Origin of the sequence: Humidisolicoccus flavus, from assembly GCF_045689595.1 — a bacterium.
Lineage (GTDB): Bacteria > Actinomycetota > Actinomycetes > Actinomycetales > Microbacteriaceae > Humidisolicoccus > Humidisolicoccus flavus.
Window position 1 is genome coordinate 537,351 of record NZ_CP142724.1, and the last position, 20,831, is coordinate 558,181.

17 protein-coding genes and 1 tRNA gene are annotated in these 20,831 nt (G+C 61.5%); 16 read left to right on the forward strand and 2 right to left on the reverse strand.

Features of this window, described 5'->3' with window-relative positions; genetic code table 11:
* Window positions 1-18 precede the first annotated feature (18 nt).
* The 13 genes from hisG to pyk all read left to right on the forward strand — a co-directional run bounded on the left by hisG (window position 19) and on the right by pyk (window position 15,857).
* The gene (hisG, locus tag U2H20_RS02575) at window positions 19-858 is read left to right on the forward strand and encodes an ATP phosphoribosyltransferase (RefSeq protein ID WP_430592945.1); all 840 of its coding nucleotides are present in this window, start codon (window positions 19-21) and stop codon (window positions 856-858) included.
* A complete protein-coding gene (gene hisF, locus U2H20_RS02580) occupies window positions 859-1,614 on the forward strand; it encodes an imidazole glycerol phosphate synthase subunit HisF (protein ID WP_430592946.1) in 756 nt (251 codons plus the stop codon). It begins immediately after the preceding gene.
* Window positions 1,611-1,946, forward strand: a complete 336-nt coding sequence (gene hisI / locus U2H20_RS02585; RefSeq protein WP_430592947.1) for a phosphoribosyl-AMP cyclohydrolase — start codon at window positions 1,611-1,613, stop codon at window positions 1,944-1,946. The genes hisF and hisI overlap by 4 nt, the downstream gene beginning before the upstream one ends.
* A complete protein-coding gene (locus U2H20_RS02590) occupies window positions 1,889-3,457 on the forward strand; it encodes an anthranilate synthase component I (protein ID WP_430592948.1) in 1,569 nt (522 codons plus the stop codon). Before hisI ends, U2H20_RS02590 begins: the two co-directional genes overlap by 58 nt.
* Entirely contained in the window at window positions 3,454-4,128 is a 675-nt protein-coding gene (locus tag U2H20_RS02595) for a Trp biosynthesis-associated membrane protein (protein WP_430592949.1), read from the forward strand. Before U2H20_RS02590 ends, U2H20_RS02595 begins: the two co-directional genes overlap by 4 nt.
* An 86-nt stretch (window positions 4,129-4,214) precedes the next feature.
* Complete coding sequence (locus tag U2H20_RS02600) at window positions 4,215-4,445, forward strand: DUF6704 family protein (protein WP_430592950.1); 231 nt, start codon at window positions 4,215-4,217, stop codon at window positions 4,443-4,445.
* A complete protein-coding gene (gene trpC, locus U2H20_RS02605) occupies window positions 4,405-5,223 on the forward strand; it encodes an indole-3-glycerol phosphate synthase TrpC (protein WP_430592951.1) in 819 nt (272 codons plus the stop codon). Before U2H20_RS02600 ends, trpC begins: the two co-directional genes overlap by 41 nt.
* The gene (gene trpB / locus U2H20_RS02610; protein ID WP_430593578.1) at window positions 5,223-6,434 is read left to right on the forward strand and encodes a tryptophan synthase subunit beta; all 1,212 of its coding nucleotides are present in this window, start codon (window positions 5,223-5,225) and stop codon (window positions 6,432-6,434) included. Before trpC ends, trpB begins: the two co-directional genes overlap by 1 nt.
* A complete protein-coding gene (gene trpA, locus U2H20_RS02615; protein ID WP_430592952.1) occupies window positions 6,431-7,255 on the forward strand; it encodes a tryptophan synthase subunit alpha in 825 nt (274 codons plus the stop codon). The genes trpB and trpA overlap by 4 nt, the downstream gene beginning before the upstream one ends.
* A 34-nt stretch (window positions 7,256-7,289) precedes the next feature.
* The gene (lgt, locus tag U2H20_RS02620; RefSeq protein WP_430593579.1) at window positions 7,290-8,243 is read left to right on the forward strand and encodes a prolipoprotein diacylglyceryl transferase; all 954 of its coding nucleotides are present in this window, start codon (window positions 7,290-7,292) and stop codon (window positions 8,241-8,243) included.
* Window positions 8,244-8,308: 65 nt separating this feature from the next.
* Window positions 8,309-12,853 carry a glutamate synthase large subunit gene (gene gltB / locus U2H20_RS02625; RefSeq protein ID WP_430592953.1) on the forward strand — a complete coding sequence of 1,515 codons (4,545 nt, stop codon included), beginning with the start codon at window positions 8,309-8,311 and terminating at the stop codon, window positions 12,851-12,853.
* Window positions 12,846-14,321 carry a glutamate synthase subunit beta gene (locus tag U2H20_RS02630; protein WP_430592954.1) on the forward strand — a complete coding sequence of 492 codons (1,476 nt, stop codon included), beginning with the start codon at window positions 12,846-12,848 and terminating at the stop codon, window positions 14,319-14,321. The genes gltB and U2H20_RS02630 overlap by 8 nt, the downstream gene beginning before the upstream one ends.
* A 75-nt stretch (window positions 14,322-14,396) precedes the next feature.
* The gene (pyk, locus tag U2H20_RS02635) at window positions 14,397-15,857 is read left to right on the forward strand and encodes a pyruvate kinase (protein ID WP_430592955.1); all 1,461 of its coding nucleotides are present in this window, start codon (window positions 14,397-14,399) and stop codon (window positions 15,855-15,857) included.
* Window positions 15,858-15,913: 56 nt separating this feature from the next.
* On the opposite strand, the gene U2H20_RS02640 is transcribed toward pyk, so the two are convergent.
* Window positions 15,914-15,996 (reverse strand) — tRNA-Leu (locus U2H20_RS02640).
* 39 nt (window positions 15,997-16,035) lie between these two features.
* Here U2H20_RS02640 and U2H20_RS02645 point away from each other — a divergent pair.
* On the forward strand, window positions 16,036-16,671 hold the full coding sequence (locus U2H20_RS02645) for an ANTAR domain-containing response regulator (RefSeq protein WP_430592956.1): 636 nt from the start codon (window positions 16,036-16,038) through the stop codon (window positions 16,669-16,671).
* A gap of 19 nt (window positions 16,672-16,690) precedes the next feature.
* Here U2H20_RS02645 and U2H20_RS02650 read toward each other — a convergent pair whose 3' ends face one another.
* The gene (locus tag U2H20_RS02650) at window positions 16,691-17,116 is read right to left on the reverse strand and encodes a PaaI family thioesterase (protein ID WP_430592957.1); all 426 of its coding nucleotides are present in this window, start codon (window positions 17,114-17,116) and stop codon (window positions 16,691-16,693) included.
* 63 nt (window positions 17,117-17,179) lie between these two features.
* On the opposite strand from U2H20_RS02650, the gene polA reads away from it, so the two are divergent.
* Together polA and U2H20_RS02660 are read left to right on the forward strand one after the other, a co-directional pair.
* On the forward strand, window positions 17,180-19,795 hold the full coding sequence (gene polA / locus U2H20_RS02655) for a DNA polymerase I (protein WP_430592958.1): 2,616 nt from the start codon (window positions 17,180-17,182) through the stop codon (window positions 19,793-19,795).
* Window positions 19,792-20,817, forward strand: a complete 1,026-nt coding sequence (locus tag U2H20_RS02660; protein ID WP_430592959.1) for an LLM class F420-dependent oxidoreductase — start codon at window positions 19,792-19,794, stop codon at window positions 20,815-20,817. The genes polA and U2H20_RS02660 overlap by 4 nt, the downstream gene beginning before the upstream one ends.
* The last annotated feature ends 14 nt before the right edge of the window (window positions 20,818-20,831 follow it).

The window sequence follows — 20,831 nt, forward strand, 5'->3', positions numbered from 1 at the left end:
TGAATCTGAATCGAAATCATGCTGAAAATTGCTGTTCCCAACAAGGGATCTCTCGCCGAAACCGCCGCTGAAATGCTGCAGGAGGCCGGCTATCAGGGCCGCCGCGAGAGCAAAGAACTGTCCACACTCGATATTCCGAACGATGTCGAGTTCTTCTACCTTCGCCCACGTGACATTGCAACGTATGTGGGCTCGGGTGCGCTCGATGTAGGAATCACCGGCCGCGACCTCCTGATCGACTCCGGATCACCCGCCGCGGAAATCTCGCAGCTCGGTTTTGCCCGCTCGACGTTCCGATTCGCGGGACCGGTCGGCGCCTACTCTCAGGTTGCCGACCTCCAGGGTCTTCGAATCGCATCGAGTTACACGGGGCTGGTCGAAGGCTTCCTGCGAGAGCAGGGCGTAACCGCGACGCTCGTCCGACTCGACGGAGCGGTCGAGAGCGCGATTCGCCTTGGCGTGGCTGATGCGGTTGCAGATGTCGTCGAAACCGGTGCAACGCTCCGAAAGCAAGGGCTCGAGGCCTTTGGCGACACGATCTTGAAGTCCGAGGCGGTCCTGATCCACTCCGGTCGCGAGCACCCGGGTCTGGCCCGTCTGCAACGCAGGCTGCACGGCGTCATCGTTGCTCGAACCTTCGTGTTGGTTGATTACGACGTCAAGAAGAGCGATCTGGAGGCTGCGATTGCGGTCAGCCCAGGTGTCGAATCGCCGACAATCGCACCGCTTCGCGACGAAGACTGGGTTGCTGTTCGAGTCATGGTCGAGCGCAGCAGCACGAATCTCGTCATGGATCGTCTCCACGAGGTCGGCGCGCGTGCAATTCTCGTGACCCAGATTCACGCTGCGAGGCTGTAAATGCTTGCGACGAGAGTCATCCCGTGCCTCGACGTCGCAGCGGGGCGCGTCGTCAAAGGCGTGAAGTTCCAAGGACTCCAAGACCAGGGCGATCCGGTCGAATTCGCTCGCCGGTACGCGGAGCAGGGTGCGGACGAGCTCACGTTCCTCGATGTCAAAGCGACGGTCGAGAACGCTGACACTCTCTACGCAGTCGTCGAACAATGTGCGGAGCAGGTCTTCATTCCGCTCACCGTCGGTGGTGGGGTCCGCAGCCCCGAAGATGTCGCCAGGCTTCTCGGCTCGGGCGCGGACAAGGTATCGATCAACTCGGCGGCGATCGCCGATCCGACTCTCATCGACCGCATCGCAGCACGATTCGGCGCGCAGGTGCTCGTGCTCTCTCTCGATGTGACCCGCGGCGCCACACCCTCCGGCTTTGAAGTCACGACGCACGGTGGATCGAAACGCACCGGTCTCGATGCCATCGGTTGGTTGCAGGAAGCAGAATCGCGCGGAACGGGCGAACTCCTCGTCAACTCGATCGATGCAGACGGCACGAAGGCTGGCTTTGACGCCCCACTGATCGCAGCAGTCCGCGCAGCAACCACGCTCCCGGTCATCGCAAGCGGCGGAGCTGGAGCGCTCGACCACTTTGCACCGGCAGTGACCGCTGGCGCTGACGCGGTGCTCGCGGCGAGCGTGTTCCATCAGGGAATGTTCACGATCGGCGAGGTGAAGGCCTCAATGGCGTCCGAAGGAGTATTGGTCCGATGACGGTGACACTTCCAGACCTGAAGCTCGACTCGCAGGGCCTCATCGCGGCGATCATTCAGAGCGATGACACCGAGGAAGTGCTCATGCTCGGCTACATGGACGCGGAAGCGTTACGCCGCACTGCGAGCGAGGGCCGAGTGACATTTTGGTCCCGGTCACGAAACGAGTACTGGCGCAAGGGCGACACCTCCGGAAATGTTCAGGTGCCGGTGAGTATCGCACTCGATTGTGATGCGGATGCGCTGTTGATTCGCGTCCACCAAACGGGTCCGGCATGCCACACCGGTGCACGGAACTGTTTCTTCACCCCGATCGCTCTGGAGGCATCGTGACTCTTACTCGTGACGAGTTCGACGCCCTCGCGCTCGACCACGCCGTAATTCCCGTCACTCGAACGTTGTTCGCCGATGCGGAGACGCCAATGGGCGTCTATCGAAAGCTCGCCTTCGACCGTCCCGGCTCGTTCCTGCTCGAATCCGCTGAGCAGGGTGTGTGGTCGAGATTCTCGTTCGTCGGAATTTCCTCATTCGGGCTGCTCACCGCGCGGGACGGCGCGACGGACTGGCTCGATTTCGGTCTCAGCCGCGCTCGCGCATTCGGCGACGACGTTGAACGCACTCCACTCGAGGCGCTCGCACACTTGCAGTCGCGCTGGAGCACCCCTCGGATCCCGGGCCTGCCTCGTTTCACGGGAGGACTCGTTGGCCATGTGGGATGGGAAGCGGTTCGCGAGCTCGAGCATCTGCCAAACCAGAAACCGCGCGAAATCAATGTGCCCGATCTCGGGTTCTCCTTCGCGTCGGAGGTCATCGCCTTCGACCACAGAGCCGGCACGATCACGCTGATCGCGACCGCGCTCAATGACGGCACCGAAACCCTCGACCAGCTTTGGGACGGCGCGCAGCGCCAACTCGGCGATATGCAGGCTCGCCTCGCTGAACCGAGCGATTCCTGGCTCGCCACGATCGACATGACGGCCGAGCCAAAGGCGTCTGCGAGGGTCGAGGCGAACGCCTTCGAGGCGGCTGTCCAGCGCGCCCAGCAGCACATCATCGACGGCGATGTCTTCCAGGTCGTGCTCTCGACCCGTTTCGATGTTGCTTCCTCGGCACCACCAATCGATGTCTACCGTGCGCTGCGCGTGCTCAATCCAAGCCCGTACATGTATCTGCTCGCTCTGGAGGACCAGGATCGCGAGCCGTACTCGATCGTTGGATCGAGCCCTGAAGCCCTGGTGACGGTGCACGAGGGAACTGCAACGATGCATCCGATCGCCGGCAGCCGTCCGAGAGGTCACGACGCCGCGAGCGACGCGCTGCTCGGCGACGATCTCCTGAACGATCCGAAGGAAGTCAGCGAGCACGTGATGCTGGTCGATCTTGCTCGCAACGACCTGCAAAAAGTTTGTCAGCCCGGCACGGTGCAGGTCACAGAGTTCATGGCGATCGAGCGTTTCAGTCACATCATGCATATCGTCTCGACCGTCGAAGGTGAGTTGAGCACCCCGATGAACGCGATTGATGCGTTCCGCGCGACCTTCCCGGCGGGGACTCTCTCGGGTGCGCCGAAGCCGCGCGCCCTCGAGATCATCGACGACCTCGAGCCCGCGCAGCGGGGCGTGTACGGCGGTGTCGTCGGCTACTTCGATTTCGCCGGAGACGCCGATGTTGCAATCGCAATCCGCACGGTGACACTCCGAGACGGTTATGCACACGTGCAGGCAGGTGCTGGCCTGGTGGCAGACAGTGTGCCGTCGACCGAACTGCAGGAGGCGCACAACAAAGCCGCGGCTCCTTTGCGCGCGGTCGCGATCGCAAACACGCTCCGAAGGATCACCCGGTGACGGAGGACGACCTCTCGAAGCAGCGTGCGGACGAGGTCTCCAAGCAGCCTGCGGACCACGAGGCTGTGGTGGCCAGTGCTGACGAATTCGCCAATGCTGCGGTTTCGACTCGTCGTTTCGCGGTGCAACGGAGAATGGCAGTCCTCGGTCTCGCTCTGCTCAGCATCGTCGTCGTGATTGCTGCAAGTCAGACATGGTTCACGGTTACGATCACGGGCGTCGAGGCGATCGAGGTTTCGGGTCTCGTTGTTTCCGGAGCGAGCGCGCCTCTTGCGCTTGCGACACTCGCGCTTGCTGCAACGCTCACCATCGCCGGACCCGTCTCCGCTCGAATTCTGCTGGTGCTCGCGATCATCCTCGGTGCGTGCACGAGCCTGGCTGCCTGGTTGGGATTCACCGATCCTGGCGCGGCGCTCGAATCTGTCATTGCTGAGGCGACGGGAGTCTCAGGGAGCGGGCAGGCTGCGCTCATTGAGCAACTCACTGCTTCGTTCTGGCCTTCGGCCGTCGTTCTGCTCGGAGTACTGATCGCGGTACTCGCTGTGGTTGCCTTGCTCAGCGTTTCGACTTGGGTTGGTCGTTCGACGACGCGCTCCGCGTCCCGATTCGAACGTCACAGCGCGCTCGACTGGGACGAACTCGACGACGGTATCGATCCAACTCGTTCGTAACTTCGTGTGAGTGGCAGTCGTGCGCAGCGGGAGCGCCCGAGCATCGTAAGATAGAGGTTGAATCCTGCCCGCTACCTTGGAGCATCGTGAGCGAAGAAAACACTGAATCTGGACACGGCAATTCCCCAGCTGCATGGACTGCGGTCATTGTGATGTTGGTTGCCATCGCGGCCGGCACCGTCTTCTTCTTCCTCGACATGCCGATTTTTGTCTGGGCAAGCGCTGGTGTCGTCCTGATTGGCCTGATCCTCGGTGGCGTGTTGAAGCGTGCCGGCTATGGGGTCAACGGCTCGAAGCTCACCAGCAAGGGACACTGATTTCGTGCTCGACACCTTGATGTTGGGCGCCCGCGAAGACGCTGAGCGGCGAGCTACATCGCGCTCTCGGGCGGAACTCGAGGCACGTGTTGCTTCGCTCCCTGCACCGATCGATGCTCTCGCGGCTTTGCAATCCCGAGAGATCGTGCATGTGATTGCCGAAGTGAAGCGCGCGAGTCCCTCGAAAGGCCCGCTCGCCGACATTCCGGAGCCTGCGGCACTCGCTCGATCGTACGAGCAGGGCGGAGCGAGCATCATCAGCGTGCTCACCGAGGAACGACGCTTTCTCGGTTCACTCAGTGATCTCGAAGCCGTGCGCGCAGCTGTTTCGATTCCTGTGCTCCGGAAGGATTTCATCTCGACCGAGTATCAGATCCTCGAGGCTCGCGCTGCGGGAGCCGACCTCATTCTCTTGATCGTTGCAGGACTTTCGAACGCGCAGCTGCGGTCCCTCTACGAGTTCGCACGTTCGCTCGACCTTCAGGTGCTCGTCGAGGTGCACTCTGAATCCGAACTCCACGCAGCAATCGCGCTCGAGGCACAGATCATTGGCGTGAACGCACGCAACCTCTCGACCTTCGAGGTCGACACCTCGTTGTTCGCAACGTTGCATTCGCAAATCCCCTCGAATGCCGTTGCGGTTGCCGAGTCGGGCGTCAGCGACGTGAGAGACGTCGAGCGCTATAAAGCTGCTGGCGCGCACGCCGTGCTCGTCGGTGAAGCGCTCGTCAAAGACGGCACACCGGCCGACCGAGTCACCCAATTCAGGAGTGCATGATGAGTCTTCGCGAACAACGCGGTCCAAATTTCGGTGAGTTCGGCGGCATTCACATGCCGGAGTCGCTCATGGCCGCGCTCGACGAGCTCGCTGCGTGCTACGAAGCAGCCGTCGCAGACCCCACGTTCCACGCAGAACTTGCCGCCCTCGCGAAGGACTACACGGGACGCCCGTCGCTCCTCACCGAAGCACAGCGACTCAGTGAGCTCGCCGGTGGTGCACGAATCTTCTTGAAGCGTGAAGATCTCAACCACACAGGCAGCCACAAGATCAACAACGTGCTCGGTCAGGCGCTCGTGGCACGTCGACTCGGGAAGACCCGACTCATTGCAGAGACCGGCGCCGGACAACACGGCGTCGCCACCGCGACCGCGGCCGCATATTTCGGTATGGAATGCGTGATCTACATGGGCGAAGTCGACACGCAGCGTCAAGCGCTGAATGTAGCGCGAATGCGATTGCTCGGTGCCGAAGTGATTCCGGTGACGACCGGTGCTCGCACGCTCAAAGATGCGATCAACGAGGGCCTGCGCGACTGGGTTCGCAACGTCGATTCAACGCACTACCTCATGGGCACGGTCGCAGGACCACACCCATTCCCGGTGATGGTGCGCGACTTCCAGAAGCAAATTGGTGAGGAAGCTCGTGAGCAAATGCTCGCCGCAACCGGTGCGCTTCCGACGGCAGTGCTCGCGTGCGTTGGTGGCGGTTCGAACGCAATGGGCATCTTCCACGCCTTCCTCGACGATTCCGACGTTCGGCTCATCGGGTTCGAAGCTGCAGGCGACGGGGCTGACACTGATCGGCACGCGCTCACGCTCGGTAAGGGCCGCCCCGGCGTCTTGCATGGCGCGCGTTCGTACATGCTGCAGAACGAGGACGGACAGACGCTCGACTCCCATTCGATTTCGGCCGGGCTCGACTACCCGGGAGTCGGACCAGAGCACGCCTGGTTGCACAGTATCGACCGTGCGGAGTACCAGGGCGTTAGCGATGCTGAAGCGATGGACGCCTTCCTGGCACTGACGCGCTCCGAGGGAATCATTCCCGCGATCGAGTCCGCGCACGCCATTGCGGGCGCGCTCCGACTCGGCAAGGAACTCGGCCCCGAGGCGACCTTGTTGGTGTCGCTCTCAGGGCGAGGCGATAAGGACGTCGCAACGGCGGGTTCTTGGTTCGATGTCATCGATAAGGACGCGACGCAATCATGAGCGAGTCACGCACCGCAGCCGCGATCTCGGCAAAGAACAATCGCGCCCTGGTCGGTTATTTGCCACTCGGCTACCCAGACCTCGAACAGAGCGTTGCAGCCGCGGTCACGCTTGCAGAGTCAGGCGCGACCGTGCTCGAACTCGGTATCCCGTACACCGATCCGGCGCTCGACGGCCCAGTCATTCAAGCCGCGACCACCGAATCACTCGCACGCGGGTTCCGGCTCCGTGACACCTTCACCGCGATCGAAGCGATTCGGGAGAAGACCGACGTTCCTCTGCTCGTCATGACCTACTGGAACCCGGTGCTCGCCTTCGGCGTGGATCGATTCGCGGCGGAACTCGCACGCGCCGGGGGAGCAGGGCTCATCACGCCCGATCTCGTCCCTGAGAATGCCGCCGAGTGGATCGAAGCGAGCGATCGTCACGATCTCGACCGTGTGTTCCTCGCCGCACCGTCCTCGAGCGAGTCTCGACTTCGGACCGTCATCGATTCGAGTCGAGGGTTCGTCTACACGGTCTCGACGATGGGCACGACAGGTGTTCGCCAGGATGTCGATACCGCAGCCAAGACCCTCACCGCGCGACTTCGCGATCTCGATGCAGAGATGTGCTGCGTCGGACTCGGTATTTCAACGGCAAAACAGGTCAGCGATGTGCTCGAATACGCTGACGGGGCTATTGTTGGTTCGGCATTCGTCACCGCGCTTCGTGATGGTGGCATCTCGCAACTTGAAGCCACGGCTTCAGCACTGGCAGCGGGAACGATGAGCCAAGATTCTTCGTCGCTCAGCAGCGATTCAAGCAGAGAGGCACAGTAACGTGCACACGAGCATTCCTAGCCCTCCCGTGGAGTTGGCTTCTTTCTCGATTCCGTTTCCCTTCTGGAACTGGCTGCACTCTGTCGGGCTCACCTGGATCCCCGAAGCACTGACCATTCACACTTACGCGCTGTGCATCATGCTCGGCATCCTGCTCGCTGGAGTGATCACAGCGCGCCGTCTGAATCGTCGCGGTGTCGAGAGCGGTTACGTCGTCGATATCTCCGTGTGGGCAGTGCTCTTGGGAATCGTCGGCGCCCGCGTGTTCCACGTCGTCACACACCCTGGCGATTACTTCGGTGAAGGGCGCGACCCTTGGGCGATCGTTCGCATCTGGGACGGTGGCATTGCGATCTTCGGAGCGATCATCGCCGGTGCGATCGGAATCTACATTGCCTCGCGCATGATCGGGCTCCGCTTCAGTGCCTTCGCAGACGCGCTCGCCCCCGGACTCCTCGTTGCTCAGGCCTTCGGCCGTCTCGGGAACTGGTTCAACCAGGAACTCTACGGAACGCCGACAACGCTCCCATGGGGTCTCGAGATTGACGCAACGAACGCTGCATACCCGGTCGGGCTTCCTGAGGGGATTCTCTTCCACCCGACTTTCCTGTATGAATTTGTGTGGAACATTCTCGGCGCGATCGTGCTGATTATGATCGACAAGAAGTCCCCGCAACAATGGGGCAAGCTCATCGGCGGCTACCTGATTTGGTACGGCGCCGGCCGAGCGGTCTGGGAGACGATTCGTCTCGACCCGAGTGAAAGCTTCTTCGGGATCCGGACCAACGTCTGGATGGCAATTTTCGCCATCATTCTCGGTGTTCTGATCATCCTCGTGCAGCGCGCACGCCACGCCGGGCTCGAACCGAGCCCGTGGTTGCCCGGTCACGAAGGGGGCCCCGACGCTGGGGTAGAATCCGAAGAACGTTACACCGAACGCGAAGAATCCGATGACCCGGTTTCGAGCACGCAGAGCGTCACACCGTAGACAACTGCACCTTCCCCATCACAGCGGGCCGACGAAGTCCCGTGCCCTCCATTCGAGAGGACAAAATGAACGAGACTTCCTTTGGGAGATTTACAACGGCTCCAGGTGCCGATGGCATGTACGACCCACGCTTCGACAAAGATGCGTGTGGTCTTGCCATGGTTGCCACGCTTCGAGGAACGGCTGGCCACGACATCGTGGACGCCGCGCTCGATGCGTTGCGAAACCTTGAGCACCGTGGAGCCGTCGGCTCTGACGCAGGAACCGGTGATGGCGCCGGAATTCTGACGCAGATTCCTGACGAGTTTTTTCGCGCAGTCACCGATTTCGAGTTGCCCGAGCTCGGCCATTACGCCGCGGGCCTGGTCTTCCTTCCCGAAGACGATGACGCTCGTGCTCGCGCGGTCGCCGAGATCGAGGTCCTTGCGGCGAAAGAGCGCCTCACGGTCCTCGGATGGCGTTCGGTTCCGATTGAGCCGGATTCACTCGGAACACTCGCTCGCGAATCGCTTCCATCGATTCAGCAGCTCTTCGTGCGAGCAGTCGAACCCGGTGTCGCCGGGATCGCACTCGATCGGTTGACGTTCCGCTTCAGAAAGCGCGTCGAGCGTTCCGTCGGGGACTACTTGCCTTCGCTCTCCAGTCGAACCATCACGTACAAGGGCATGGTCACGACGCTGCAGCTCGAGCCGTTCTACCCGGATCTCCAGGACGAACGCTTTGCGACGAAACTCGCGATCGTGCACTCGCGCTACTCCACGAACACCTTCCCGTCATGGCCTCTCGCACAGCCACTGCGCATGATCGCCCACAACGGTGAGATCAACACCGTGGAGGGCAACCGCAACTGGATGCGAGCCCGCGAATCGCAGCTCTCCTCCGAACTGCTGGGCGACCTCGAGCCCCTGACGCCGATTCTGACTCCGGGAATCTCTGACTCCGGTTCGTTTGACGAAGTGCTCGAGCTCTTGACCCTCTCGGGTCGGAGCCTGCCGCACGCGATGCTCATGATGGTGCCCGAGGCCTGGGAGAACCAGCCCGATATGCCGCGTGAGCTTCGTGATTTCTACGAGTACCACTCACTGCTCCTCGAGCCGTGGGATGGTCCTGCGGCGATTTCGTTCACCGATGGTTCGCTCATCGGTGCGACGCTCGACCGCAACGGTCTGCGTCCTGGCCGATGGCTCATGACCGATGACGGTCTCGTCGTCGTCGCAAGTGAAACCGGTGTGCTGCCGATCGATCCCGCGCGCGTCGTCCGTCGTGGTCGCTTGAAGCCGGGCCGCATGTTCCTCGTCGACACCGAAGCCGGTGCGATCATCGAGGACTCCGAGATCAAGGGCGAGCTCGCGGCACAACAGCCGTGGGGCACCTGGCTCGAATCGAGTCGTATTTCTCTCACCGACCTGCCAGAGCGCGAACACATCGTGCACACGGCTGCTTCCGTTGCTCGTCGGCAACGGACCTTCGGGTACACGGAGGAAGAAGTCCGCGTTCTCATCACCCCGATGGCAATGAACGGCGCTGAACCGCTCGCGGCAATGGGATCGGACACGCCGATCGCGGCGCTGTCGGAACGCCCACGTCTGCTCTTCGACTACTTCGCGCAGGCCTTCGCGCAGGTCACGAACCCGCCGCTCGACTCGATTCGAGAGCAGGTTGTCACTTCAATGAAGCTCGGTTGCGGTCCTGTCCGCAATCTGCTCGAGGCGACCGCAGCCCACGCGAGCCAGATCATTCTCGACTTCCCAGTCATCGACAACGATGAACTCACGAAGATTCGCCACATCGACCGCACTCCGGGCTCGACTCGAACGGTCACCGTGCAGTCGCTCTACAAAGTGAACGATGGCCCGAGTGCGATGGAAGAGCGTCTCGTGCAGATGTGCGAGGAAGTCGATGCGGCGATCGATCGCGGAACGCAGTATCTGATCCTGTCTGATCGCGATTCCACGGATTCGCTCGCACCGATCCCGAGCCTGCTCGCGATGAGCGCGATCCACCATCACCTCATCCGAAACCAGACCCGCATGCGGGTTGGCATCGTGGTCGAAGCCGGTGACGTTCGTGAGGTGCACCACGTGGCCTTGCTGGTCGGCTATGGCGCGAGCGCGATCAACCCCTATCTCGCAATGGAGACGGCAGAGCAGCTCTCGCGGGCGGGCCGGTTGCCCGGTGTCGACCCCGATGACGCAGTCCACAACCTCATCAAGGCGCTCGGCAAGGGCGTCCTGAAGATCATGTCGAAGATGGGCATCTCGACGGTCGGCTCCTACGCTGCCGCGCAGGCGTTCGAAGCTGTCGGGCTCAGCCAGGAGTTCGTCGACCGCTATTTCGTCGGTACGACCACGCGCCTCGGAGGTGTCGGAATCGACACGATCGCCGAGGAGAATCGCCAGCGTCACCTCACTGCCTACCCGGCTGAACGAGCCGTTTTGGCGCACGAACAGCTCGAGACCGGCGGCGAGTACCAGTGGCGACGCGACGGTGCACCACACCTTTTCAATCCTGAAACCGTCTTCAAACTGCAGCACGCGACGAAGCACCGTCGCATGGACATCTTCCGCGAGTACACGCACGCGGTCGACGAGCAGGCGAAGGAACTGAAAACTCTGCGCGGCATGTTCCGGTTCGCAGAGCGTACGCCGGTGCCGATCGAAGAGGTCGAACCGATCTCCGAGATCGTGAAGCGCTTCTCGACTGGTGCGATGTCGTATGGCTCGATCTCGCAAGAAGCGCACGAGACGCTTGCGATTGCGATGAATCGCCTCGGCGCGAAGAGCAACACGGGGGAAGGCGGCGAGGACGTCGAACGCCTGCTCGATCCGGAGCGTCGCAGCGCGATCAAGCAGGTCGCCTCGGGTCGTTTCGGGGTCACGAGCATGTACTTGACGCACGCCGACGACATTCAGATCAAGATGGCGCAGGGTGCGAAGCCAGGTGAAGGCGGGCAGCTTCCTCCAACGAAGGTGTACCCGTGGGTTGCGCGAACGCGCAATGCGACCCCTGGCGTCGGGCTCATTTCGCCGCCTCCGCACCACGACATCTACTCGATCGAAGACTTGAAGCAGTTGATTTTCGATTTGAAGCGCGCAAACGCTGAGGCTCGAATTCACGTGAAGCTCGTCTCTCAAGCAGGGATCGGTGCGGTCGCCGCGGGCGTCGCGAAGGCGAAAGCCGACGTCGTGTTGATCTCTGGTCACGATGGCGGCACGGGCGCGAGTCCGGTGAACTCCTTGAAGCACGCCGGAACGCCCTGGGAGATCGGGCTTGCAGAAGCGCAGCACACGCTCATGGTCAACGGACTGCGCGAACGAGTCGTCGTGCAGGTCGACGGCCAGTTGAAGACCGGTCGCGATGTCATCGTCAGCGCACTGCTCGGCGCCGAGGAGTTCGGCTTCGCAACGGCTCCGCTCGTCGTCTCTGGCTGCATCATGATGCGCGTGTGTCACCTCGACACCTGCCCAGTCGGTGTGGCGACGCAGAACCCTGTGCTCCGCGAACGGTTCACCGGGAAGCCTGAGTTCGTTGTCAACTTCTTCGAGTTCATCGCGCAGGAAGTTCGCGAGCAACTGGCTCAGCTCGGTTTCCGGTCGATTGAAGAAGCAATCGGTCAGAGCGAACTGCTCGAAGTCGACGACGCGGTCCGACACTGGAAGACCCAGAACCTCGATCTGGCTCCAGTGCTGAAGATCCCAGGCGCAGCGAAGGGTGAGCGCCGAAACGTTTCGGTGCAGGACCACGAGCTCGAAGATCAACTCGATGCGAAGATCCTCCACGAGGTAGCAGCTGCGCACGAGCGCGGCGAGCAGTTCCACCGCACCATGACGATCGCGAACACGGATCGTGCAGTCGGCGCAATGCTCGGCAATCATGTGACCAAGCGTCACGGAGTCGCCGGCTGCAATCCCGGCAGCATCGATCTGACGCTCGTCGGGAGCGCCGGCCAGTCGTTCGGCGCATTCATTCCGCGCGGAATCACCCTCCGTCTTGAGGGCGACGCGAACGATTACGTCGGCAAGGGCCTCTCCGGCGGTCTCGTCACGGTGCGCCCGCATCGCGATGCGACCCTGGTGGCAGAAGAGAACGTGATCGCCGGGAACGTCATCGGCTATGGCGCAACCAGTGGTTCGCTGCATATCCGTGGCATCGTGGGGGAGCGATTCCTCGTTCGCAACTCGGGCGCGACCGCTGTGGTCGAAGGAGTCGGTGACCACGCTCTCGAGTACATGACGGGCGGAATCGCCGTCATTCTCGGTGACACTGGTCGGAACCTTGGCGCCGGAATGTCCGGTGGTGTTGCGTACATTCGCAATCTCGAGAAGAAGCGGGTCAACCTCGACGCACTCTCCAGTGGTGAAATCACCTTGGAGCACCTGCGCGAGGAGGACATCATCGAACTCCGGGCCTTGCTCGAGCGCCACGTTGAACTCACGGAATCGGCGCTTGCATCGAAACTGCTCGCGTCCGAGGACTTCTCGACGTTCACGAAGGTGGTCCCGCGTGACTGGGCTGCAGTCCGCGCGATCCGTTCACGAGCACAAGAATCTGGCATCGACCCCGACGGGGATGCTGTTTGGACCGAAATTCTGGAGGTGACCGGTGGCTGACCCGCGCGGATTCCTAAAAATTACCGAACGTGAACTTCCGAAGAAGCGTCCGGTCGCAGTTCGAATCATGGACTGGAAAGAGATCGGCGAGCTCGGCGATTCTGCTGTGCTTCGCCGTCAGGCAAGCCGTTGCATGGACTGCGGTGTTCCCTTCTGCCATTCCGGATGCCCTCTCGGCAACCTGATCCCGGAGTGGAACGACCTCATGCGTCGGGGAGAAACTCGACTCGCGGCAGAACGACTGCACGCGACGAACAACTTCCCGGAGATGACCGGTCGTCTGTGCCCTGCGCCCTGTGAATCCTCGTGCGTGCTCGGCATCAACCAGCCCGCAGTCACGATCAAGCAGATCGAAGTCTCGATCGCGGACGAGGCGTTCGGCAACGGCTGGGTTGAACCCCACCCGCCCGCACGCCTGACCGGTCGCACGGTTGCCGTCGTTGGTTCCGGCCCAGCGGGTCTCGCTGCTGCACAGCAACTCACGCGTGCGGGCCACACGGTCGCCGTCTACGAACGCGACGATCGCATCGGTGGACTGCTCCGCTACGGCATCCCGGACTTCAAGCTCGAAAAGAAGCACATCGAGCTGCGGCTCGCTCAGATGCAGTCCGAAGGAACGCGGTTCCGCGCTGGAGTGAACATCGGAACCGACATTTCGTGGAGTGATCTGCGTGAACGGTTCGATGCGGTTGTCGTAGCAACGGGCGCGATGGTTCCCCGGGATCTGGAGATTCCAGGCCGTCAACTCGATGGCGTGCATTTCGCTATGGAGTACCTCGTTGCTCAGAACCGTGTGAACGCAGGTTCGAAGGTTCCCGATCAGATCAGCGCTGAGGGAAAGCACGTCGTCGTTCTCGGTGGCGGCGACACCGGTGCAGACTGCATCGGTACCGCGCACCGCCAGGGCGCGCTCAGCGTGACCAACCTCGCAATCGGCATCAAGCCGCCGGAGCAGCGCCCAGATCACCAGCCATGGCCGATGCAACCAACGGTGTTCGAGGTGCAGACCTCACACGAGGAGGGCGGCGAACGCGAGTACCTCGTTTCCACGGTTGAGTTCGTCTCCAACGAGGTCGGCGAAGTCCGTGCGCTCAAGGTGGCGGAGACGGAAATCAAGGACGGTCGTCGCCAAGCGAAGCCGGGCACGGAGCGGGAGATCCCAGCAGACCTCGTGCTGCTTGCCCTCGGCTTCACCGGAGCCGAAGAAGACACGCTGAACGAGCAGATCGATGTTGAGTTCTCCCGCGGCCGCGTAGCTCGCGGTGATGACTACGCGACGGCCCAGGATGGTGTCTTCGTCGCCGGCGATGCGGGTCGTGGAGCGTCACTGATCGTCTGGGCGATTGCCGAAGGAAGGGCCGCAGCCGCTGCGGTCGACACCTACCTGGAGGGGCAGACGAGCCTTCCTTCACCGGTAAAGGCATCGGATCAGCCGATCTCGGTGAACAACCCCGTGCTCGCGAGCTAAACGCCCGCGCCACAGTAGACCAAGATACGAAGATGAGCGGATCCTCCGCCCGTCAAGTGAGGGAGAATCTCTAAAATGAAACGCGCAAAGATCGTTGCGACCTTTGGTCCATCGCTCGCGAGCTATGAGAAAACCAAAGAGGCTATTGAGGCCGGGCTGAATGTCGCCCGCCTGAACCTCAGTCACGGTGATTACTCGGTGCACGAATCCGTGTACAAGAACATTCGCAGTGCGAGCGATGAACTCGGCAAGCCCGTCGCAGTGCTCGTCGACCTGCAGGGACCGAAGATCCGTCTCGGCAAGATCGCGACCGGTCCGTTCATGATCGCTCCGGGCGACAAGCTCATCATCACCACAGAAGACGTCCCCGGTGAACCCGGGCTCGTCTCAACGACGTTCAAGGGGTTGTCCAAAGATGTGAGCCCCGGCGATCCGCTGTTGATCGACGACGGCAAGATCTCGCTCGTCGCGCTCGAGAGCGACGGCGTCCAGGTGGTCACCGAGTGCGTCGTCGGCGGCATGGTCTCGAACAACAAGGGCATCAACCTGCCCGGCGTTGCAGTGAACGTTCCCGCGCTGAGCGAGAAGGACGAAGCCGACCTCCGCTGGGCATTGGCGATCGGTGCCGACCTCATCGCACTTTCGTTCGTCCGTGATGCGGATGACATCAACCGCGTGCACGAGATCATGGCCGAAGAGGGTCGCAAGGTTCCTGTGGTCGCCAAGATCGAGAAGCCGCAGGCCGTCGAGAACCTTGCTGCGATCGTTGATGCATTCGACAGCATCATGGTCGCCCGCGGAGACCTCGGTGTCGAGCTCCCGCTCGAGCAGGTCCCGATTGTGCAGAAGCGTGCTGTCGAGCTCGCACGCCGCTGGGCGAAGCCAGTGATCGTTGCCACCCAGGTCCTCGAATCGATGATCGAGAACCCTCGCCCGACACGCGCGGAAGCGAGCGACTGCGCGAACGCAATTCTCGATGGCGCAGACGCCGTCATGCTCTCGGGTGAGACGAGTGTCGGTGCTTACCCGATCGAGACGATCGAGACGATGTCGCGCATCATCGCGGCAACGGAAGAAAAGGGCATCAAGCGGATCCCACCGCTCGGCACGAAGCCACGCACGCAGGGTGGCGCAATGACGCTCGCGGCGCTGGACATCGCCACATTCGTCGATGCGGAGGCGATCGTCGTCTTCACCGAGTCCGGTGACTCAGCGCGACGCATGTCTCGACTTCGCTCGAAGATTCCCATGATCGGGCTCACGCCAGATCCGGAAATCGAATGCCGCATGCAGTTGATCTGGGGAATCCACACTCGACTCGTCGACCGTGTCTTCCACACCGATGATCTGTTCCGTCAGGTCGATGACGTGCTCATCGGAGATGGGCTCGTACCTGTCGGCTCGAAGGTCGTTGTCATCAGCGGGAGCCCTCCCGGAAACGCCGGAACCACGAACGACGTGCGTGTGCACATCGTGGGCGCGACCCACGAAGACCCCGTGGAGGCGTACCACGGCAAGCGTCGCATCGAGGTGTAGTTCAAAGGAAAAAGGTTTGGGCCCGGGGAGAAAACCCCGGGCCCAAACCTTTTTTGTGCCGGCTGAGAGACTCGAACTCTCACACCCTTTCGAGTAACGCATTTTGAGTGCGTCGCGTCTACCATTCCGCCAAGCCGGCTGAGGGAAAACCCCGCTCGCAATACTTTAGGCTATACCCATGACAGATCCAGAATTCGCCGAACCCATCATTGCAGACTCCGGTGAGGTTCGACGCCGCGTGCTCGTCGCTGAAGACGAGTCTCTGATTCGCATGGACATCATCGAGACCTTGCGCGACAACGGTTTCGACGTTGTCGGCGAGGCCGGAGATGGTGAATCAGCCGTGCAGTTGGCGACCGAATTACGTCCCGACCTCGTGGTCATGGACGTCAAGATGCCGAAGATGGACGGCATTACGGCTGCTGAGAAACTCACTGCGGGCCGGATCGCTCCGGTCGTGCTGTTGACCGCGTTCAGCCAGAAAGAACTCGTCGAACGCGCTGGAGAGGCTGGAGCGCTCGCCTATGTGGTCAAGCCGTTCACACCGAACGACCTGCTGCCCGCGATCGAGATCGCGCTCGCTCGCCACGACCAGATCACGCAGCTCGAAAGTGAAGTCGCAGACTTTGCAGAACGCTTCGAGACACGGAAGATCGTCGACCGGGCGAAGGGCCTGTTGAACCAGCGCATGGGCCTGAGCGAACCAGAAGCCTTCCGTTGGATTCAGAAGGCCTCAATGGATCGTCGACTCACCATGGCTGAAGTCGCCGCTGCCGTCATCGAGCAGCTCGGTGAGAAAAAGGACAAACACTAGCGCTCGGAGACGCCAAAGATCAGCGGTCGCGAAGGAAATTCGTGATGCGAGCGGTGGAGACGCGACGGCCCTCTTCATCGCTCACCACGATTTCGTGCACGGTCGTTGACCGACCGAGGTGCAGCGCGGTGCACACGGCGGTTACTGTCCCACTCGTCACGCTGCGCGTGTGCGTTGCGTTGATATCGACGCCGACTGCGAAGCGGGATTCGCCTGCGTGGATGTTGGCGCTGATCGATCCGAGGCTCTCTGCAATGACGCAGTAGGCGCCACCGTGAATGATGCCGACCGGCTGCCGGTTGCCCTCAGCGGGCATCGTCGCGACACTCCGCTCTGCGCTCAGTTCAAGAAATTCGATCTCCATGCGTTCAGCGAGTTCGCCAGCCCCGCGTTGCGCGAGAAAATGCTTGGCGGCGTCGGTCGTTCCCACGGTTGGATCGATCATTTGCTCTCCTTTGTCGGGCGCTCTCGCTAGGCTGAGAGGGTGTCGGACGAACAGCCTACCCTCATGGTCATTGATGGCCACTCTCTTGCCTTTCGCGCTTTTTTTGCGCTCCCTGTCGACAGTTTTGTTAACGACAAGGGGCAGCACACCAACGCGATTCACGGCTTCATCTCGATGTTGCTCTCACTCCTGAACAAGGAGCAACCGACCCATCTCGCGGTGGCCTTCGATATATCTCGGTTTTCATTCCGCACGCGCGAGTACCCCGAGTACAAGGGCACTCGAGCAGAGACGCCGGCCGAGTTCAAAGGCCAGATCCCGCTCCTTGAAGAGTCCCTTCACGCAATGGGGATCCGCACCCTCAGTAAAGAAGACTTCGAAGCCGACGACATCCTTGCCACACTGAGCGTCGAAGGCCGAAAAGCTGGCTTCAAAGTGCTCGTGGTCTCGGGCGACCGCGACACCATCCAGCTCGTCAATGAAGACGTCACGCTCTTGTATCCGGCGGCTCGCGGCGTTTCAGAACTCAAGCGCTACACCCCGGAGGCTGTCCGCGAGCGGTACGGCATCGAGCCGGAGCAGTATCCGGAAATCGCTGCGCTGGTCGGTGAAACGAGCGACAACCTTGTCGGTATCGACAAAGTCGGCGAAAAGACAGCGGTCAAGTGGGTCCAGCAGTACGGATCCGTCGACGAGATTCTGAAGCACGCTGACGACATTAAGGGCGTTGTTGGAAACAACCTGCGTGAGCAGTCAGACCGCGCGCTTCGAAACCGTCGCCTCAATCGCCTGCTGACCGATGTCGACCTGGGCGTCAAGCCCGAAGAACTGCTTCGTGGCACGATCGACCCAGAAGCGGTCACTGAGGTTTTCCATCGTCTAAAGTTCCGAACGCTGCTCGAGCGCGTGCTCAAGCTCGCGGGCGCCGATGCTCCGGCAGCGCCGGTCTCCACGGTGACTGCGCCGGCGGTGCACAAGATGGTCGACGAGGAGCTGACCACCTGGCTCGAGCGTCTCGACGAAGAAGTCGTTGTTCTTGCAGAGACCGCTGGCGAAGAGCTTCTTGGGTTTGGGCTCGCGACCGCGTCATCGAGCGTGCATGTTCCATTCGCGGCCGGCACGGGTGATTACGAGGGTCTTTCCTCGTGGCTCGAATCGGACGCCCCAAAGGTCTTGCACGACGCGAAGCATCAGCTCCCGGTGCTCACGAACGCGGGATTCACAGTGCGCGGTGTCGTCTTCGACACCCGGATCGCTGCATCACTGTTGACTCCTGGTGCACCACCGAAGAATTTCACGCTCGAGAACATCGTCGACCGCGAACTCCTCGAAACGATCCCGACCCCCGATCCAGACCAGCTCGTGCCAGACACCGCTGCAGGTGAGATCGCAACTCGCGCGTGGTTCGTCGCGAGAGTCGCCGAGGCGCAACGCGCGAAGCTCGACGCTGGCTCGCTCAAGGTGCTCGAAGAAATCGAATTGCCCGCGGTGCCCGTTCTGATCGCCATGGAGCAGCAGGGCATCACGGTCGACGCTGCAGTGCTCGACCAATTGCAGCAACGACTTCGCACGCTGGCGTCCGAACACCAAGCGGCCGCTTTCGAAGCGATCGGACATGAGGTCAACCTCGGTAGCCCGAAGCAACTGCAGACGGTGCTGTTCGAAGAGCTCGAGATGCCAAAGACCCGTGCGACGAAAACCGGGTACTCGACCGATGCGGCTGCACTGGCCGATCTTCAGCAGAGCAATCCGCACCCATTCCTCGATCTCCTGCTCCAGCACCGCGACGCAACCAAACTCGCGCAAATGATCGAGACTCTGCAACGCTCGCTGCAGGACGACGGCCGCATCCACACTTCCTACGACCAAGTGGGCACCGCGACCGGTCGAATCTCATCGAACGACCCTAACCTGCAGAACATCCCGGTTCGGGCAGCGGTCGGAAGAGAGATCCGCGCCGCGTTCGTGCACGGATCAGAGTTCGAGACCTTGCTCACCGCTGACTATTCGCAGATCGAAATGCGAATCATGGCGCATCTCTCTGGTGATGAGGGGCTGATCGAGGCCTTCCGATCTGGCGAAGACCTGCACCGGTTCGTGGGCGCACGGATCTTCTCCGTTGAGCCGGAAGACGTGACGAACGAAATGCGCTCGAAGGTCAAGGCAATGAGCTATGGCCTTGCATATGGGCTCAGCGCCTTCGGACTCGCAAAGCAATTGCGCATCACCAACGCAGAAGCGAAACAGTTGATGGTCGATTACTTCACCAGGTTCGGTGCTGTTCGCGATTACCTTCGCGGAGTGGTCGCACAAGCGAAGGACGACTCCTACACCCAGACGATTTTCGGTCGTCGTCGTCCGTTCCCTGATCTTTCTTCAACCAACCGAGTGGCGCGCGAGAACGCGGAACGTGCAGCCTTGAACTCTCCGATCCAGGGTTCGGCGGCAGACATCATGAAGATCGCGATGCTTCGTGTTGCGCAAGGCATGGCCGATGCGAAGCTGCGATCCAAAATGTTGCTCCAGGTCCACGACGAACTCGTTTTCGAGGTCGCTGCCGGTGAACTCGAAGCCTTGCAAGAGATCGTCAAAGACGGCATGCAGGGCGCCGCGGAACTCAGCGTTCCTCTCGAAATCGCGATCGGTATCGGCGCGAACTGGGACGAGGCAGCTCATTGACCTCGGTCATTGAGTTCGGAGCGTTCGTCCCACAGGGGTGGCGCCTCGACCTCGTCGGTATCGACCCGGCAGCGCAATGGAATGCGCTCTCTGGCGTCGCGAAGAGACTCGACGACGGTGCATGGGATTCACTCTGGGTGTACGACCACATGCACACGGTGCCCGCCCCGGTCAAAGAATCAACCTTTGAAGCCTGGTCGGTCATGGCCGCACTTGCGAGTTCGACAAGCCGAATTCGGCTCGGACAGATGTGCACGAGCATTGGCTACCGGAATCCCGCGTTCCTTGCAAAAATCGCGGCGACTGTCGACCTCATCAGCAACGGGCGCCTCGATTTCGGAATCGGCGCCGGCTGGTACGAGCATGAGTGGCGAGCCTACGGCTACGGATTCCCTGGAACAGGCGATCGTCTTGCGGCTCTCGCCGAAGGCGTTCAAATCATCCAGCGGATGTGGTCGGAGGGGAGCGCGACGCTCGAAGGGAAGCACTTCAGCGTCGAGGGCGCGCTCTGCGTCCCGCAGCCGTTGCAGCGAGGGCGCGACGACTTGCCACATATCCCGACCTGGATCGCCGGCGCGGGCGAACAGCGCACACTGAAGTACGCGGCTCGTTGGGCTGACGTCACGAATTTCGGCGGGAGCGCAGAACACTTCACAAGAAAGCGTGAGATTCTGCTCGAACACTGCGAACGAGTCGGTCGGGATCCGGCGACGCTGCGCCATTCGACGAATGTGAATGTCATCGTTCGCGAGACCGAATCCGAGGCGAAGGCCGAGTATGAGCGGGTGCTCGAGCGCACAAACGCCGTGCTGCCCGGTGCATCGCAGAACGCAGCGTTTTCCAGCGCGAGTGCGATCATCGGCACGCCCGAGCAAGTCGCGGCGCAATTACTCCCACTGCGGGACGCCGGCGCTTCGATCTTCATCGCCTACATGCCTGACGTCGCCTACACCCACGACGGCATCGACGCCTTCGAGTCCGCAGTGATGCCCCTCGTGCGCGAGGCTTCGCCACTGCGCTGAGACCGCTTGTGCGT

Bases quoted from the DNA above. Each gene is read 5' to 3' on its own strand.
- hisF (WP_430592946.1), top strand. From the start codon at position 859: ATGCTTGCGACGAGAGTCATCCCGTGCCTCGACGTCGCAGCGGGGCGC.
- gltB (WP_430592953.1), top strand. From the start codon at position 8,309: ATGAACGAGACTTCCTTTGGGAGATTTACAACGGCTCCAGGTGCCGAT.
- hisG (WP_430592945.1), top strand. From the start codon at position 19: ATGCTGAAAATTGCTGTTCCCAACAAGGGATCTCTCGCCGAAACCGCC.
- trpA (WP_430592952.1), top strand. From the start codon at position 6,431: ATGAGCGAGTCACGCACCGCAGCCGCGATCTCGGCAAAGAACAATCGC.
- U2H20_RS02645 (WP_430592956.1), top strand. From the start codon at position 16,036: ATGACAGATCCAGAATTCGCCGAACCCATCATTGCAGACTCCGGTGAG.
- hisI (WP_430592947.1), top strand. From the start codon at position 1,611: ATGACGGTGACACTTCCAGACCTGAAGCTCGACTCGCAGGGCCTCATC.
- pyk (WP_430592955.1), top strand. From the start codon at position 14,397: ATGAAACGCGCAAAGATCGTTGCGACCTTTGGTCCATCGCTCGCGAGC.
- trpC (WP_430592951.1), top strand. From the start codon at position 4,405: ATGGGGTCAACGGCTCGAAGCTCACCAGCAAGGGACACTGATTTCGTG.
- polA (WP_430592958.1), top strand. From the start codon at position 17,180: ATGGTCATTGATGGCCACTCTCTTGCCTTTCGCGCTTTTTTTGCGCTC.
- U2H20_RS02650 (WP_430592957.1), bottom strand. From the start codon at position 17,116: ATGATCGATCCAACCGTGGGAACGACCGACGCCGCCAAGCATTTTCTC.
- trpB (WP_430593578.1), top strand. From the start codon at position 5,223: ATGAGTCTTCGCGAACAACGCGGTCCAAATTTCGGTGAGTTCGGCGGC.
- U2H20_RS02590 (WP_430592948.1), top strand. From the start codon at position 1,889: ATGCCACACCGGTGCACGGAACTGTTTCTTCACCCCGATCGCTCTGGA.